Raw genomic sequence first — 15375 nt, 5'->3', positions numbered from 1 at the left:
ATGTATTTTTAATTGATTTTTCATGAAACATATTATATTGTTATTGGGATGTTTGGGATGTCTGTTTGCGGGATGCTCCGAGCCTTCCTATCGTTTGACTGTTTCTATCTATGGGAACGGAAGTTTACCGGGAGATACGGTTTACCTGTATCGTTTTAACGAGGAGACGTTACAATTTGAGAAAGGGGATTCGGCCATGTTGGATGATCGGCAACAGGTTTGTTTTACCGGGAAATACACGGGGCCGGAGTTCGTGTGTGTGGGAGTAAGGAAAAAGGCTACTTCGAAGTTCTTTATGCTGGACTCCACGGAAGTATTTGCTTATAATGTTTTATTACATGAGGAACCTAATTTCTTTAATCCTTCCGGGTATAAGCTTACGAAGAAATATATGATCGTGGAGGGAGGACGTGAGTCTGCCATACTGGATTACTATCAGGGAATGGAACGGTTGACGTTGCTTCCGGATCAGTTGAAGAGCGGAGACGCGTTTAAGGAGGGCGTGATGATGGATATGCTGGTCAAGTTCCCGAATTCGAGAGCGATGCTGATGATTTTGAATAACGAGAGGAAGCGTTTTTCGATGGATCGGTTGGGGGAGGCATTAAGTTTGTTTGATAGTCCGGAACTGATCGGACATCCCTTGTACAAGGAGTTGGTGGCTTACCGGGAGGCGGTGATGAAGACGTCCGTGGGGCAGGTAGTACCTGATTTTTCGTTGCCTTCGATGAACGGGGAAGAGGTCGCAATTCGTTCTTTCCGGGGGAAATACGTGTTGTTGGATTTTTGGGCTTCATGGTGTGGTCCTTGTATCGGGGAGATGCCCAACGTGCATAAGGCTTATGATTTATTGCATGATAAGGGGTTCGAGGTTATTTCGATTTCGACGGATAGGAAGGAATCCGACTGGCGAAAGGCTATGAAGGAGAAACAAATGGAGCATTTCGTGAATTTGAGAGACACGAAAGGAGTCTTACATGAGATATTTAACCGGGATGCGATTCCTTTTATCCTGTTGCTCGATCCACAAGGTCGGATCGTGGCTAAAGAGTTGCGAGGGAAGGATATTTACGAGGTGGCGATTGAAAGTATGAATAAATAATTGATTAATGATGAGTACTAAGAATATAATAAAATATGGTCTGTTGTGGGGATTGCTGATTTGGGCGATGGTGGTGAGAGGGCAACAGGTTGAAATTCTCCACGAGGGGGAAGATCCGGTATGGCTGTCGGAACAGCATCAGTTTGTTTGGGATAAGGTGATTCCTTTACATTTTGAGGCGGGGAGAGCGGTGTACGAGGTACATCATGCTCCGAAAGTGTTTCGTTTGGCCACGGAGACAGGATATTCGTCATGGTTTTTTGTCGGGGATAAAGATCGTGTTACGGTGACCGTGTTGAATACAGATCCTTTGAATATTAAAGTAGAAGGCGATGTTTCCGGTACATATTTCTACGAGTTGGAGAATGTTAGTCGGGAATACACGAGGGGCAAATTGGAGATGACGGATGATTACATGAAAGCATGGCTGGAAAAAGATGCGACTTTAATGTATCGGGTAAATCAACAGTTGGAGCGATTAAGGAAGCATCGGGATTCCGCGTATATGGACGTGGTGGATCGGGCTATGGAAAAGGGACGTTTGGAGGAAGTACTGGTGAGGGCGAATATGCCGTTGGCTCTGAAAGGAAAGATCGTGCAGGATTTGAAAAAAGAGGGGAAGGTTACAGGCAGGCTGGTGGAAGAGTTGGATTTATACACGAAGGTGTATACTCCGGATTATGTGTATTATTTTTATTATTACCCGTACGTGTGGCGGGAACAGATTAACTCGTTACATTCGGATGAAGCTAAAGGGGAACGGTTGATGAACGAGGTGTATCGGATTATGAAACAGGAGTTTTATAACACGTTATGTAATCGGTTGGGAGAGGGTATGGCTCGGGAGAAGTTGGTCGATTACGCGGGGAGCGTGTCTGATTTTGATTATTGTATTGGGGTTCACATGGAGCTGGACGAGCAAACGAAGCGGGATACGGCGTTGAATAAATTTTCTGGGCGTATGGAAAGAATGTACATGACGAGGTCGGGAAAGGTGATGGGGGATTTTTCTTCGAAAACTCCGGAGGGGAAGAAGGTGAGTTTGGCGGATTACCGGGGAAAGTACGTGTTGCTTGATTTCTGGGCATCATGGTGCGGGCCTTGCAGGGGATTGATACCGAAGATGAAGAAGTTGTACGAGAAGTATCATGCTGCCGGGAAGTTTGATATTTTGGGTGTTTCCAAGGATGAGGATCGGGGAAAGTGGTTGAAGGCTTTGGAAGAGGAAGGTATGGCATGGAATAATATCTTGGCAAAAGAGGCTAGTTTGGAAGACCCGTCTCAATTTGAATCCGTGACAGGATTACCGCAGATGGTGGTGGTTGATCCGGAGGGAAATATCGTGTTGAGTGTTAGTGGTTCGGATAATATGGACCGGGTGATCGAGACGCTGGAAAGTGTGTTAGGGAAGTAGAAAGGGGCTGTCCAAAAAGTCATTTTTCAAACTCCCTCCCCCCTTCGGGGTACTCCCTCTATAAACAGAGGGAGAGTTGAAATACTCCCTGTCTTCGGGAAGAGTCACCAGCTCCTCCTCTGTTTATAGAGGAGGTGGCACGAAGTGACGGAGGAGTTTTTGGAAATAAAATAGACTTTTTGGCCAGCCCCTTCATTTATTCCACGTACAATACTAATCCTTTTAAATATTCCCCTTCCGGGTGATAGATGCTGATCGGGTGGTCGGCAGGCTGCGTGAGTTGGTGCAGGATTTTGACTTTCCTACCCGTGTTGGCTGCCGCGGTGAAGACCGTTTGACGGAAAAGGTCCTTCGTCATAACCTGCGAACAGGAGAAGGTGAAGATTAACCCACCGGGTTTTACAACCTCGATTCCCTTACGGTTCAGTTTTTTGTATCCTTGAATGGCATTGTCCAGCACGTTTTGGTGTTTGGCAAACGCGGGAGGATCAAGGATGATCAAGTCATATTTGTTGTGTGATTTATCAAGGAATTTAAATGCGTCTTCCACGAATGCCTCGTGGCGGGTGTCGCCGGGAAAGTTGAGTTCCACATTTTGGTTGGTTAACTCGATGGCTCTGGCCGAGGCATCCACCGAATGCACGAGTTTGGCCCCACCTCGCATGGCGTAGAATGAAAACCCACCCGTGTAACAGAACATATTGAGAACATTCTTGTCGTGGGCGTATTGTTCGAGCAAACGTCGATTCTCCCGTTGATCGACAAAGAATCCGGTCTTTTGACCTTCCAGCCAGTCCACGTTGAATTTTAACCCGTTTTCGATGGCCGTGAAGTTGTCGGTGTGACCGTACAGGTAGTCATTCTTGGGGTTAAGTCCTGCCTTAAAAGGAAGGGTTCCTTCCGACTTGTCGTATATGGCAATGAGTTTATCTCCCATGACTTCCAACAGGGCTTTCGTGATCTCTTCCCGAGCTTTATACATTCCCACGGAATGGAATTGCACGACGGCAACCCCCGCGTAATAGTCAATAACAAGTCCGGAAAGATCGTCACCTTCCCCGTGAACGAGGCGGTACACGTTGTTGTTCGGGTTGGTCGCCAAACCGATGGCTACACGTGTCAGATAGGCCTGTCGGATGCGCTCCACCCAGAAGTTATAGTCAATTTCTTCTTCCTTGAACGTGAGTACACGCACGGCGATACTCCCGATCTGGTAGTGGCCCGTGGCGAGATATTCGTCGTCACTGTTATACACTTGAACGACGTCACCTTCCTGCACGTCCCCCTTGATTTTGGCTATTGCTCCCGAGAAGACCCACGGGTGCAGTCTGTATAAAGATCTTTCTTTACCGGCTTTTAGAACTATTTTGCTCATAATTATTCGTGTCGCGATGCGACGTTACTGGTTACAGGTTGACAAGTTACAGGTTTGTCTGTGACTTGACGGGGCAAAAGTAGATAAAAAAGCGGTAAAAAAATACCGGGAATGCTATTTTGCTGTTTCCCGGTGTTAAAATCTTTTTGCTACACGTTCAAAAGTTCCTTTGCCTTGTCCAGAATGGCCGTGTCATCCAGAACGACAAGTCCGCCGTCAGGGCCTTGTTCAACATGTATTCCGGCACTCGATCCCCCGTTGTCATAATTATCGGCTCCGAAGTAGTTACGTACGGTGTCTGTACTGATACCCAAGTCTTCTGCAATTCTCTGCATACTTCCGTGAGGTAGCATGTCTTTGATTTTTCTCAGCTCGTTAAAAGTAATAGTATAAGTCATAACGTAGTAATTTTAGAGGTTTTATGTGCAATAAATTTAGAAATATATTTTGACAAAAGCAAATAGAAAGTTTATCATTCTTGTTTTTGTTACAAAAGTATTCTCGGGTATTATATTGTGTGCTAGTGGTTTATTTTGGGTATTTAGATGCAATTTATTTTATAAATAAATTTATTTCGTGCGAGACACTACTTTTTGTACCTTTGTGACCGTATAGTTTTAAAACGTAACATATATGGGATTTCAGGATTTAAATGTAAGTAAGCAAATTTTGATGGCGTTGGAAGAGGCTGGTTTCGAGAACCCGACTCCTATTCAGGAAGAAGTATTTTCGGTCAGTCGCTCCGGGAGGGATTTGATCGGTATCGCCCAGACCGGTACGGGAAAGACGCTGGCTTACCTGATCCCGATGTTGATGAAATTGCATTACGCACAAGGATTGGTTCCGCGGGCGCTGGTGGTTGTTCCCACGCGGGAACTGGTGGTGCAGGTGTGCGAGAGTGTTGAATTGTTGACGGAGTTCATGGACATTCGTTGCGTGGGTGTGTACGGGGGAACAAATATCCGGACACAACAGGATCGGGTGTTTGAAGGGGTGGACTTGCTCGTGGCTACTCCGGGGCGTTTCATGGATATATATTATAATGGTATTATCCGTACGAAGATGATCAAGACGGTTGTGGTCGACGAGGCCGATCGGTTGATGGACTTGGGTTTCCTTCCGCAACTGAAAGGGATTTTCGAGGTGCTGCCGGAGAAACACCAGACAATGTTGTTTTCCGCTACTTTCTCGGAGGCTGTGGAGAGTCTGTCACGTGATTTTTTGAATAATCCGGTGCGGGTGGAAGTGGCTCGTCAGGCAACCCCCGTGGAGAACGTGAAACAATATCGTTATGACGTGCCGAATATTTCGACGAAGATCAATTTGTTGAAGTTGTTGCTTGCCGACAAGGAGAATTTCAAGAAAGTGATGATCTTTACCGAGACGAAGAAGAATGCGGATCGTATTGTGGAGCGTTTGGCCGATCATTGGAAAGGCGAGTTGAGTGTTATTCACTCGAATAAGGCGCAGAATACCCGTTTGAAAGCTTTGAGGTCATTTAAGGAGGGGGAGACCCGTATTATGGTGGCTTCTGACGTGGCTGCCCGCGGTATTGACGTGCAGGATGTTAGCCACGTGATTAATTTTGATATACCCTCTTTGGCGGAAGAGTACGTGCATCGAATCGGGCGTACGGCTCGTGCGGGAAAAGAAGGAGCCGCGATCAGTTTCGTGTCGGAAATCGAGGAGGATCGTTTCATGGATATAGAACGTCTGATCAATCAAGAAGTTGAAATACTTGATTTGCCTGAAAAGTTGGAGATTTCTCAGTTGTTGCTGGAAGAGGAACAGGTGCAGACCAATAATATTGTTTATCAACGGGGGAAACCGCAAGGAGGCGGGGCCTTCCATGCGAAGAAGGCGAAAAATACATATACTGCCGAGGATAACCGAAGAAACGTGATGAAGAAACGAATGGCAAAGAAAAAGAAGAAGTAATAAAAAAAGATCAAGAATTCCTTGGTCTTTTTTTTTATTTTTCCCAAATTTGCTACGATGAAAGATAAAAGCGTCATATTAGTCAGTAAACTTTTCTTGAATATTAAGAAGCGCGACACCTTTGTTTGTTAAAGGTGGTGGTCTTTTGTATCCCAATTTACATGCTTATGTTATTAATGGCCTTCCGGTCATTTCTTGAGAATTATATTACAATTAATTTATATCATTAACTATTTAAAGTTTAAAGATTATGGAATTACCTTTTGCAGAATCGTGGAAGATTAAAATGGTAGAACCCATTCGTAAAAGTACTCGTGAAGAGAGAGAACAATGGATTAAAGAGGCACATTATAATGTGTTTCAATTACGTGCAGAACACGTGTATATTGACTTGTTGACCGATTCAGGAACCGGTTCAATGAGTGATCGCCAATGGGCAGGAATGATGTTGGGTGATGAAAGTTATGCCGGAGCATCTTCTTTCTTTAACTTGAAAAACATGATTAGCCGTTTGACCGGATTCGATTACGTGATCCCGACTCACCAAGGACGTGCTGCCGAGAATGTACTTTTCTCTTATCTTGTAAAAGAGGGTGATATTGTTCCGGGTAACTCTCACTTCGACACGACGAAAGGTCATATCGAAGGTCGTAAGGCCATCGCTTGGGACGTGACTATTGATGAGGCAAAAGATACCCAGTTGGAAGTTCCTTTTAAAGGAAATCTAGACCCGAAGAAATTGGAAAAAGTATTGGCAGAACACGCTGATAAGATTCCGTTTATCATTGTGACTGTAACCAATAACACGGCTGGAGGACAACCTGTTTCTATGAAGAATATCAAGGAAGTTCGTGCTATCGCTGATAAATATGGTAAACGTGTATTGTTCGACTCGGCTCGTTTCGCTGAGAATGCTTACTTCATTAAAACTCGTGAAGAAGGTTATCAGGACAAAACGATTAAAGAGATCGTGAAAGAAATGTTCGATAACGCAGATGGTATGACGATGAGCGCGAAGAAAGACGCTATCGTGAATATGGGTGGATTCATCGCAACTCGTCACCAAGACTGGTTTGAAGGTGCTAAAGGTTTCTGCGTGCAATTCGAAGGTTACTTGACATACGGAGGTATGAATGGTCGTGATATGAACGCTTTGGCTATCGGTTTGGATGAAAATACGGAATTTGATAACTTGGAAACTCGTATCAAACAAGTAGAGTACTTGGCAAAACGTTTGGATGAGTTCGGAATTCCTTACCAACGTCCTGCAGGTGGTCACGCATTGTTTATCGATGCCCCGAAAGTGTTGACTCATGTTCCGAAAGAAGAGTTCCCGGCTCAAACGTTGACCGTTGAATTGTACTTGGAGGCTGGTATTCGCGGTTGCGAGATCGGTTATATCTTGGCTGACCGTGATCCGGTAACTCGTGAAAATCGTTTCGGAGGTTTGGATCTTCTTCGTTTGGCTATCCCGAGAAGAGTGTACACGAACAACCATATGGACGTGATTGCCGTTGCTTTGAAGAATGTATATGATCGTCGTGAGCAAATTACTCGTGGTTTCCAAATTACTTGGGAAGCACCGTTAATGCGTCACTTTACCGTTCAATTGGAGCGTGCTAAATAAAAAGAAAAGGGGCGAAAGCCCCTTTTTGTTTATAAACGTTATGAACTATTTCTTTAAGCTAGCTAAAGCTGCATCATAGTTAGGTTCTTGGGTAATTTCCGGAACGAGTTCTTCGTAGATGATCTTTCCGTTCTCATCAATAACAACAACAGAACGAGCTAATAATCCGGCTAAAGGTCCGTCTACCATTTCTACCCCGTATTTGTCACCGAACGCATGATCTCTGAATGCAGAAAGAGGAATTACTTTGTCAATTCCTTCTGTGGTACAGAAACGAGCGTGTGCGAAAGGAAGGTCTTTAGAGATAGCTAACACGATCGTGTTGTCCATTTCTGCCGCAAGTTTATTGAATGTGCGTACAGATGTTGCGCATACGCTGGTGTCAAGACTGGGGAAAATGTTTAGAACAACACGTTTACCCTTTTCGCTTGCCAAGGTCAATTCAGATAAATCCGTTTTTACTAATGAGAAATCGGGAGCGACTGAACCAACTGAAGGTAGATTACCTTTCGTGTTTATGCTATTTCCTGCAAGTGTTATTTTTGCCATAGTGTTTTAAATTTTAATGTTTGACTTATTATCGTTTTTCAAATATATAATTTTAATCTTGTTTCGCAAAAAGAAAATTCATAGCTTGTTTTACGGGAGTTTTGAAATAAAGTTTTACGAAAGCGAATGAAATTTTGTCTTTGTTAAGTGTATTGTGGAGAATGATGCGGTAGGAGTTCATTTTAATCTAAAAAAATATGCGCAAATGTTTGTATTTATACGAGAAAGCGCTATCTTTGCACCGTCAAAATTAAATGACACTCGGTTCGGTAGCTCAGCTGGATAGAGCAACGGCCTTCTAAGCCGTAGGTCTTGGGTTCGAATCCCAACCGGATCACAATTTGATGTCATAACCCGCTAAAACATAAAAAGTTATAGCGGGTTTATTTTTATTGTGGTCCAATATTTACTCCCAAATGCTTGTATTTTTGTCCAGCATACCTTCTACAACTCCGTCCCCTCCGACTCTGACACCAAGAATATTGGTATCCGTTTTTAACTCGACAATGATTCTGGAAACACAGGAAAGATTATGTCCTTGTTCAAAGATGTACCTTTGTGGTCTTATTCCAAGATCGTGAAGGTAACAGGCTAAGGCGCAATTGGAGGTTCCTGTTGCGGCCTCTTCGTTGATACCATAAAGTGGGGCGAAGTTCCTGCAAATGGCTGTGGGGGTATTGTCTATATCAGATCCTGTGAGGGCGAAACAGTGAATACCGATACATTTCATTTCTTTGCTCAAAATAGATATTGCTTTGAAATCTGGAACCATGATTTCCAATGCATTCGATGTTGAAATCGGCATAATTATATCTCTCAATCCCGTCGAAACTATACGTGCCGGAAAACGTTCATCCAAGGAAAGAGGATGAAAGCACGAGGTTAGTCGTTCGTTGGGGATGATCTCAAAAAAGGAGGGGCTGTTCTGTTCCATGAAGACAAGGCCATCACCATCTATCCATACTTTCAATAGGCCTGCGGCAGTTTCAATAGTGTACTCTGATTTTTTTAGTCTGCCAAGCTCCCGAAGAACGATAAAAGAAGCGATAGTAGCATGACCGCAAAGAGGAACTTCGCCTTTAGGGGTAAAATACTCTAATTTGAAGTCAGCTTTGCCGGAATCGGACAGAAATACCGTTTCAGAATAGCCGAGACGTGCCGCTAATGCGATTTTTACGTTAGAGTTGGGAATGAACTCATCGAGTACGACACCGGCTTTGTTTCCTCCGGAACCATTCATGCAGAAGGCGCTTACTACATATACTTTCATCGTATAAAAATTACTTGGTATCTGTTGCGAAGTTAAGAAACTTTTAGTATCGATGCAATTGGAAAAGTAATCTCATACATATGTTAAATATTCTTTATAATCTTGTATATTCAAATGTATGTTTATATATTTGTGTATTCAAAAAAGGAGAATATGGAAACAGAATGTTTTACACAAGAAGAATTGGAAAAGTTAGCTTACGTGTTGAAAGCGGTAGCACACCCGAATCGGTTGAAAATTATATGCTTGCTCTCGAAAAACGGAGAGATGAGCGTGTCGGATATATGTGACCGGATGGGATGTAGTCAGGCGTTAATTTCGCATCATCTGACAGATATGCAAGCAAAGGGAATCCTGTTGATTCGGCGGGAGGGGCGTAATGCTTTTTATAGTATGGCGAGTGATCATGTCACGGAGGCCATGCGGTGCATGATGAAATGCACGAAGTAAATCCGTGAACTTTACGGGAGAACGGACGTTATAAGTAATATAAATTAAAACGTGATATTATGGATAAATTCAATGAGTTGATTAATGGAGAAAAGCCGGTATTGGTGGACTTTTTTGCCACGTGGTGCGGGCCGTGTAAGATGATGCATCCGATTTTGGAGGATGTGAAAAAGAGGCTGGGTGATAAGGTAATCATCTTGAAGATAGACGTGGATGTGCCAGCTAACCGGCAACCGGTGTATTTGTATCATATCCAGTCGGTGCCCACGTTGATGTTGTTTAAACAAGGAAAGGTGTTGTGGAATAATAGCGGGGTAGTTCAAGCATCACAGTTACAGGAAATAATTGAAAAGTATATATAACCCTAAAATCTAAGCGTGTATGAAATATTTGATTGTTGGTGGTGTGGCGGGTGGTGCCTCGACGGCAGCCCGTTTGCGTAGGCTCGATGAGAGTGCTGAAATTATTATGTTCGAGAGAGGTGATTATATCTCTTATGCCAATTGCGGTTTACCTTATTATATAGGGGAGGTGATTTACGAACGGGAGAAACTTTTCGTGCAAACACCGGACAGTTTTGCTGCACGATTTAATATCGAGGCTCGGGTGCGTTCGGAAGTGGAACGTGTAAACCCGGAAAAGAAAACAATCACGGTGCATAATTTGGATTCGGGCGGACTTTATGAAGAGACGTATGATAAATTGATCTTGTCACCGGGAGCGGCTCCGGTTCGTCCACCGTTAGAGGGGATTGACACGGAAGGAATTTTTACCTTACGTAACGTGAATGATACGGATCGGGTGAAGGAGTATATCGAGGAGCATGACGTGAAACGGGCACTGATCGTGGGGGCCGGATTTATTGGGTTGGAGATGGCGGAGAACCTGCATGAATATGGGATTCAAGTGTCGGTCGTGGAAATGGCTGATCAGGTGATGACTCCGGTGGATTACGAGATTGCTACTGCAGTACACCAGCATTTTAAGTCGAAAGGTGTCGGGCTGCATTTGCAGGAGGCGGTGACAGCGTTCCGCCCCGTGGAGGACGGTATTGACGTGGTGTTGAAAAGCGGGTTGGTGTTGCAGGTTGATATGGTTGTGCTTTCTATCGGGGTGCGCCCGGATGTGAAACTGGCACGTGAGGCTGGGTTAGAGATCGGGGAGATGGGAGGAATTAAGGTGAACGAGTTCTTACAGACTTCCCAGCCGGATATTTATGCCGTGGGTGATGCAATCGAGTTCCCGAATCCGGTGAGTGGTCGTCCAGCTCTGGCGTTTTTAGCGGGACCGGCCAATAAACAGGGACGTATCTGTGCGGACAACGTGGTGAATGGTAATCATCAAAAATATAAAGGCTCTATCAGTACGGCCATTGCCAAGGTCTTTGACTTGACCGTGGGGGCAACCGGGTTGTCTGCAAAGATGTTGGATCGTCTGCAAATTCCTTATAAAGAGGCCATCGTGCATGGAGCATCTCATGCCGGGTATTATCCGGGTGCGATTATGATGGATATAAAGATTAACTTCTCGCCGGAAGATGGAAAGTTGCTGGGCGCCCAAGCCGTGGGTATTGATGGGGTAGATAAACGGTTGGAAATGATGTCAGCCGTAATTCGGAATGGTGGGACTATTTATGATCTGATGGAATTGGAACAAGCATATGCGCCACCTTACTCGTCGGCGAAAGACCCGGTGAATATGGCCGGATTCGTGGCGGATAACATGCTGAGTGGAAAAGTGAAGATGATTAGTTGGCGGGAATTGAAAGATATGGATCGATCCAAAGTGATGTTGGTGGACGTACGTACGGCCGAGGAGTTTGCGATGGGAAGTATCGAGGGGGCCGTGAATATATCCTTGGATGGTTCACGGGGAGAATATCAGAAACTGCCGAAGGATCGGACAATCGTGGTATTCTGTGCCATCGGGTTGCGGGGGTATATTGCAGCCCGGGTATTGATGCAACACGGTTATGATGTGGTGAACTTGAATGGAGGTTACAAGACGTATTCAACGGCGATGGCGGAACAATGTAACCCGATAAAATATTCGAAACCGGAACCGAAAAAGCCGGTGGAAGTGAAAGTTCCGGAAAAAGTGGTGGAGAAGAAATCCCTCACGATAGATGCTTGCGGCTTACAATGTCCGGGACCCGTGATGAAGTTGAAAGATGGGATGGAGCAATTGAAGGTTGGGGAACGTTTGGAGATTAAAGTGACCGATCAAGGGTTTTCCCGGGATGTGGCATCATGGGCGAAGATGACGGGAAACCAGTTGGTGGATGTGAAGGAAGAAAAGGGTATAATTACGGCCGTGTTGGAGAAAGGGGCAGGTGTTTGTCCCGTGGTGAAGGAAGGGGCGGGGAACAACAAGACTCTGATCGTGTTCAGTGATGATCTGGATAAGGCGTTGGCGTCGTTCGTTATCGCGAACGGGGCGGCATCGACGGGGCGGAAGGTAACGATGTTTTTTACCTTCTGGGGGTTGAACGTGATCCGGAAAGAGCGTACCGATGTTGTGAAGAAAGACACGATGAGCAAGATGTTCGGGATGATGATGCCTGCCGGAAGTCGTAAGTTGTCTTTGTCGAAGATGAATATGATGGGGATGGGAACCCGGATGATGCGGAAGGTGATGCGTAATAAGCAAATTGATTCGTTGGAGAGCTTGATTGAACAGGCCCAGAACAATGGGGTTGAGTTCATTGCCTGCCAGATGTCCATGGACGTGATGGGGATCACGAAAGAGGAGTTGATTGACGGGGTGAATGTTGGCGGTGTGGCGACTTATCTGGAGCGGGCGGAGGATGCAAACGTGAATCTGTTTGTTTGATAGTATTGAATATAACGAAATGACAAGATGGAAAGGCCATTAGTAGATAAGTTGTATTTGCTTGAAAAAACTCCCGGTAAGGGAGGTTGGACTTATACGGTAATTCCCGAAATACCACAGGATAAACATTCCCCTTTTGGTTGGGTGAAAGTGAAAGGAAGTATTGATGGGGTTGAGTTTAAAAAGCATCATTTAATGCCAATGGGGAATGGGATGTTGGGGCTTTCTGTCAAATCTGAGATCCGTAAGAAGATTAAAAAGGAAGCGGGGGATTATGTACACGTCATTTTGTATCTTGATGACGAGAGGTTAGAAGTACCTAAGGACTTGTTGGTGTGCTTGCAGGATGAACCGGAAGCGTTGTGTTTCTTTAATTCGCTGAATGAGAACGAGCAATATTGTTATATTAAATGGATTTATGCTGCAAAGACTGATCAGGTAAGAGTGACTAGGATTGCTAAGGCTCTCGATCGACTAGCGAAGAAACAGAAATACTATGACAAAAATAGTGATGATGAATGAGGGTGCAATAAAGGTCATTCCGGCAGATAGTATTACCATACCCTGCCGGATTTACGCCACCCTTTTTTATAGTAGTTTTCGCTTAGGTGGTTGATCATTACACCTTTTGATGTGCTGGCATGAGCGAAGTAACCGTTTTTGAGGTAGATCCCCATGTGGTTGAGGGTTCTTTTCTTTCGCTTGGAGAAGTTGAAAAAGACAAGATCACCCGGTTTCAAACGGCGTTTCCCGATATGCTGGCAGTCTTTATTATAGATATTAACAACCGTGCGTTGTAGGGATTTATGGTAAACGTTTTTATACACGGCTCCCACGAAACCTGAACAATCGGCTCCCGTGCGGGTGGTTCCACCATACCGATAGGGAGTTCCCAGCCATCGACTGACCTCTTCCAGTAGGGGTAGATCGTCTTTCCGATTCACCGTGAAACCCAGCTTGCGGGATAGCTGTGCGGTTTTACTTTTCTGGATGGCGAGTTGTTTGGATGAAGTACAGGACGAGAAGGCGAGGACCAGTAAAAGAATCCCGATGTATAGCGTGTTAAATTTAAATGTTCTATTCATATTCAATTAGTTACCAATAATGTCAACAAAGATAGGGAATTCGGGAGAAGGGTTTGTCTTTTTTTGTTATTTTTGCTTTTGGATTCATGTTAAAAAAAGTCCGAAAAACTTGAAACTTGTTATTAGATAAAAACGTAAACCAAGGAATGAATTATTTAGCACATATATTCCTCTCGGGAGATGATCGGAAAGTTCAGATCGGGAACTTTGTTGGGGATGCTGTTAAGGGGCGGACTTACGAGAATTATCCGTCGGGTTTTCGGGAGGGTATTCTGTTACACCGGGAAATTGATGATTACACGGATCATCATCCCGTGGTTCGGGAGGCAATAGATATGTTGCGAGGTGATTTCGGACGTTATTCCGGCGTTTTGACGGATATTTATTTTGACCATTTGCTGGCAAGGGATTTTCGGCGTTATTCCGGGCGGTCGTTAAGGTGGTTTGCTTGTGGTTTTTATGGGGCGTTAGTCTTGAATTATCGTTATTTACCGGAACGCTTTAAAGGATTCCTTTGGCATTTTATCTTGACAAATCGATTGGTGCGTTACGCATCCCTTTCCGGGATTAAGCGTTCGCTGGAAATCATGGTGGAGTACAAAAATCTGGGAGTTGATCCGGAGGCGGCCATCGTCTGTTTCGAGAGGAATCGAGAGCGGTTACAGGAGTTGTTCGATCGTTTCCTGCCGGATGTTCAAGAAAAGTGTCGTTTGATGTTGGAGGCGGATACAAGTTGTTAATCATTAATATAAATTTAGGTGTATGGAAGAATTATTTGCAAAAACTTCTAATGTGTCATTAGATGTGTTCGTAACTAAGATGATCGATTTGGGAATATCGGTCGGTTCTAAGATTTTGTTGGCTATCGTTGTGTTCATTGTGGGACGCTGGATCGTTCGGCGATTGAACAAGTTGTTGGCAAAGATATTGGAAAAACGTCATGTGGAGGCTTCTCTATCTACGTTCGTGAAGAGTTTGGTGAATATCACGTTAACGTTGTTGTTGATTATCGTGGTGATCGGGGTGTTGGGTATCGAGACCAGCTCGTTTATAGCCTTGTTTGCATCTGCCGGTGTTGCCATTGGTATGGCATTGAGCGGAACGTTACAGAATTTCGCCGGAGGGGTAATGATTTTGTTGTTCAAGCCGTTTAAGGTTGGAGATACGATCGAGGCTCAGGGACAGAGTGGTACGGTGAGAGAGATTCAGATATTTAACACGATTCTGGCGACTCCCGATAATAAGATTATCATTATCCCCAATGGCGGTTTGTCTACGGGATTGATGAAAAACTATTCACGGGAGGCTACTCGCCGTGTGGATTGGGAGTTCGGAATTGCTTACGGGGATGATTACACGAAGGCGAAAGCCGTGATTGCCCGTTTGCTGGATGCGGATGGACGTGTGTTGAAGGACCCGGCTTATTTTATTGCCTTGACTTCTTTGGGAGAGAGTTCGGTGAATATCGTGGTTCGTGCTTGGGTGAACGCCGGGGATTACTGGGGTGTTTATTTTGATATGAACGAGAAGGTGTACAAGACGTTCGCCGAGGAGAATCTGAATATCCCGTTCCCGCAGTTGGATGTGCATTTGCATAAACAGGCAGAATAGGATTCTGCCGTTACAAGTTAACGGGTTACGGTTTACAAGTTATTTAAATAGAAGTGGTAGTGATTGGAAAATAACTACCACTTTTTTTGTGTTGTTCTGGAACTTTTTTTCTTATGGAAAAA

At 44.6% G+C, this 15375-nt stretch carries 15 protein-coding genes and 1 tRNA gene; 11 read left to right on the top strand and 5 right to left on the bottom strand.

The features are described 5' to 3' along the window. Nucleotides 1–22: 22 nt before the first annotated feature. Nucleotides 23–1102: a TlpA family protein disulfide reductase gene (locus QVC79_RS14955; RefSeq protein WP_270593164.1), complete on the top strand. Its 1080-nt coding sequence runs from the start codon at nt 23–25 to the stop codon at nt 1100–1102. Between the two features lie 7 nt (nt 1103–1109). Then, nucleotides 1110–2516 (top strand): TlpA family protein disulfide reductase, encoded by a 1407-nt coding sequence (locus QVC79_RS14950; RefSeq protein WP_124317520.1) that lies wholly within the window; start codon nt 1110–1112, stop codon nt 2514–2516. 196 nt (nt 2517–2712) lie between these two features. Here QVC79_RS14950 and QVC79_RS14945 read toward each other — a convergent pair whose 3' ends face one another. Together QVC79_RS14945 and QVC79_RS14940 are read right to left on the bottom strand one after the other, a co-directional pair. Then, nucleotides 2713–3891, bottom strand: coding sequence for a class I SAM-dependent rRNA methyltransferase (locus QVC79_RS14945; protein WP_087422693.1), 1179 nt, complete (start codon nt 3889–3891; stop codon nt 2713–2715). A 149-nt stretch (nt 3892–4040) separates the two neighbouring features. Next, complete coding sequence (locus QVC79_RS14940) at nt 4041–4289, bottom strand: DNA-binding protein (RefSeq protein WP_087422692.1); 249 nt, start codon at nt 4287–4289, stop codon at nt 4041–4043. A gap of 235 nt (nt 4290–4524) precedes the next feature. Between QVC79_RS14940 and QVC79_RS14935 the strand changes: the two genes are divergently transcribed. Beyond that, complete coding sequence (locus QVC79_RS14935; RefSeq protein WP_124318403.1) at nt 4525–5829, top strand: DEAD/DEAH box helicase; 1305 nt, start codon at nt 4525–4527, stop codon at nt 5827–5829. A gap of 250 nt (nt 5830–6079) precedes the next feature. Then, nucleotides 6080–7456, top strand: coding sequence for a tryptophanase TnaA (tnaA, locus tag QVC79_RS14930; protein WP_124318358.1), 1377 nt, complete (start codon nt 6080–6082; stop codon nt 7454–7456). Nucleotides 7457–7501: 45 nt separating this feature from the next. Here tnaA and tpx read toward each other — a convergent pair whose 3' ends face one another. Then, nucleotides 7502–8005: a thiol peroxidase gene (gene tpx, locus QVC79_RS14925; RefSeq protein WP_270593165.1), complete on the bottom strand. Its 504-nt coding sequence runs from the start codon at nt 8003–8005 to the stop codon at nt 7502–7504. Nucleotides 8006–8268: 263 nt separating this feature from the next. On the opposite strand from tpx, the gene QVC79_RS14920 reads away from it, so the two are divergent. Continuing rightward, nucleotides 8269–8342 (top strand) — tRNA-Arg (locus tag QVC79_RS14920). Nucleotides 8343–8411: 69 nt separating this feature from the next. Here QVC79_RS14920 and QVC79_RS14915 read toward each other — a convergent pair. After that, complete coding sequence (locus tag QVC79_RS14915; RefSeq protein WP_124318398.1) at nt 8412–9275, bottom strand: PhzF family phenazine biosynthesis protein; 864 nt, start codon at nt 9273–9275, stop codon at nt 8412–8414. 153 nt (nt 9276–9428) lie between these two features. On the opposite strand from QVC79_RS14915, the gene QVC79_RS14910 reads away from it, so the two are divergent. From QVC79_RS14910 to QVC79_RS14895, 4 genes are read left to right on the top strand one after another with little or no spacing between them, the layout of a single operon-like run. Then, entirely contained in the window at nt 9429–9725 is a 297-nt protein-coding gene (locus QVC79_RS14910; protein ID WP_087422711.1) for an ArsR/SmtB family transcription factor, read from the top strand. A 59-nt stretch (nt 9726–9784) separates the two neighbouring features. Further along, nucleotides 9785–10087: a thioredoxin gene (trxA, locus tag QVC79_RS14905; RefSeq protein WP_087422683.1), complete on the top strand. Its 303-nt coding sequence runs from the start codon at nt 9785–9787 to the stop codon at nt 10085–10087. Nucleotides 10088–10106: 19 nt separating this feature from the next. After that, a complete protein-coding gene (locus QVC79_RS14900; protein WP_270593166.1) occupies nt 10107–12557 on the top strand; it encodes a DsrE/DsrF/DrsH-like family protein in 2451 nt (816 codons plus the stop codon). A gap of 27 nt (nt 12558–12584) precedes the next feature. Continuing rightward, complete coding sequence (locus QVC79_RS14895; RefSeq protein WP_270593167.1) at nt 12585–13079, top strand: YdeI/OmpD-associated family protein; 495 nt, start codon at nt 12585–12587, stop codon at nt 13077–13079. A gap of 32 nt (nt 13080–13111) precedes the next feature. Here the strand turns inward: QVC79_RS14895 and QVC79_RS14890 are convergent, their stop codons facing one another. Beyond that, nucleotides 13112–13642, bottom strand: coding sequence for a C40 family peptidase (locus QVC79_RS14890; protein ID WP_270593168.1), 531 nt, complete (start codon nt 13640–13642; stop codon nt 13112–13114). A gap of 146 nt (nt 13643–13788) precedes the next feature. Here QVC79_RS14890 and QVC79_RS14885 point away from each other — a divergent pair, with 146 nt between their 5' ends. Both QVC79_RS14885 and QVC79_RS14880 read left to right on the top strand, forming a co-directional pair. After that, entirely contained in the window at nt 13789–14382 is a 594-nt protein-coding gene (locus QVC79_RS14885; protein ID WP_270593169.1) for an acyl carrier protein phosphodiesterase, read from the top strand. A 22-nt stretch (nt 14383–14404) separates the two neighbouring features. After that, nucleotides 14405–15253, top strand: a complete 849-nt coding sequence (locus tag QVC79_RS14880) for a mechanosensitive ion channel family protein (protein WP_270593170.1) — start codon at nt 14405–14407, stop codon at nt 15251–15253. The last annotated feature ends 122 nt before the right edge of the window (nt 15254–15375 follow it).

This window comes from Butyricimonas sp. (genome assembly GCF_019423355.1).
Lineage (GTDB): Bacteria > Bacteroidota > Bacteroidia > Bacteroidales > Marinifilaceae > Butyricimonas > Butyricimonas faecihominis.
Note: the sequence above shows the minus strand (reverse complement) of the source record. Positions and strands in the feature narration are given on the sequence as shown.